Source organism: Stenotrophomonas sp. YIM B06876 (genome assembly GCF_030711595.1).
Lineage (GTDB): Bacteria > Pseudomonadota > Gammaproteobacteria > Xanthomonadales > Xanthomonadaceae > Stenotrophomonas.
Genome location: NZ_JAUJUJ010000236.1, coordinates 1 through 1,230, shown reverse-complemented (window position 1 = coordinate 1,230; position 1,230 = coordinate 1). Strand labels below are relative to the sequence as shown.

Sequence of the window (1,230 nt, the reverse complement as noted above, 5' to 3'; positions counted from 1 at the left end):
CGTGTCCTTGATGCGGCTGCGCGACGCGGACAGGTTTTCGGTCGAAGTCTGCAGGTTGGCCACCACCGAGGTGAAGCGGTTCTGGATGGCGCCGAGGTCTGCACGGGTGCTGTTGATGGAGCCAAGCGCGTTGTCGACCAGCGACAGCGCCTTCTGTGCACCGGTCACGGTGGAGACGTCGATGTCCTTGACGTTGGCCTTGGTGGTGGCCGCATCTGCGGTGTGCGCGAACGCAGCGGCACCGCCAATGGTCAGGCTGATGTCGGCGTCAGCCATGGCCACACCATCCTTGACCTGGGTGACCACGATCTTGTTGGTCGCGTCAAGCTCGGCCAGCACGCCGGTCTCGCCCAGCTTCGAGTTGATCGCGGTGACCGCAGCTTTGTTCTGATCGGTGACGCTGGTGCCGGCCTTCAGTTCGATTTTGTCGAGATTGATGGTGGCAGTGCCGACCTTGATGGTGCCGGTCAGGGTGCCATCAGCAGCCAGGGCAGTGGCATCGGCCAGCTTGCCAGTTGAGAAGCTCGAACCACCCAGCTTGGCGGTCGTGGCATCGACCACCTTGTCAATGGCGATTGCCTGACCTGCATTGGCTCCGACCTGGAACAGCTGGCTGGAGAAGCTGCCGTCCAGCAGCTTGGTGCCGTTGAAGTCGGACTGCTTGGCGACGCGGTCGATTTCGGCGACCAGCTGGGTCACTTCGGCCTGCAGGGCCTTGCGGTCGCTGGCGGAGTTGGTGGCGTTGGAGGACTGCACCGCCAGTTCACGGACGCGCTGCAGGTTGTTGCCGATCTCGGCCAGCGAACCTTCGGCGACCTGGGCCAGCGAGATGCCGTCGTTGGCATTGCGGATGGCCACGTCGGTGCCGCGGATCTGGGTGCCAAAGCGCTCGGAGATGGCCAGGCCGGCCGCGTCGTCCTTGGCGCTGTTGATGCGCGAACCGGACGACAGGCGCTGGATGGTGGTGGCGAGGGAGCTGCCGCTGGTGCTCAGGTTGCGCTGGGCATTCAACGACATCGTGTTGGTGTTGATGACTTGTGCCATGGAAGTTCCTTCAGGCTTGGGTTAGGCGTAAGACGGTGGAGACGGCGCCGATCAGGCCGGCGCCGCCGGTCGGGCTTGGATCAGCGCAGCAGGCTGAGCACGTTCTGCGGTACCTGGTTGGCCTGGGCCAGCATTGCGGTGCCGGCCTGCTGCAGGATCTGGGTGCGGGTCAGCTCTGCGGTTTCC

The 1,230-nt window shown here is 64.4% G+C and carries 2 protein-coding genes; both read right to left on the bottom strand.

Annotated features, from left to right (window positions below):
* The coding region (locus QZH66_RS16375; protein WP_305806936.1) for a flagellin at positions 1 to 1,044 on the bottom strand (1,044 nt) is incomplete at its 3' end.
* A gap of 80 nt (positions 1,045 to 1,124) precedes the next feature.
* Positions 1,125 to 1,217, bottom strand: a complete 93-nt coding sequence (locus QZH66_RS16370) for a flagellin (RefSeq protein WP_305806937.1) — start codon at positions 1,215 to 1,217, stop codon at positions 1,125 to 1,127.
* Positions 1,218 to 1,230: the final 13 nt, after the last annotated feature.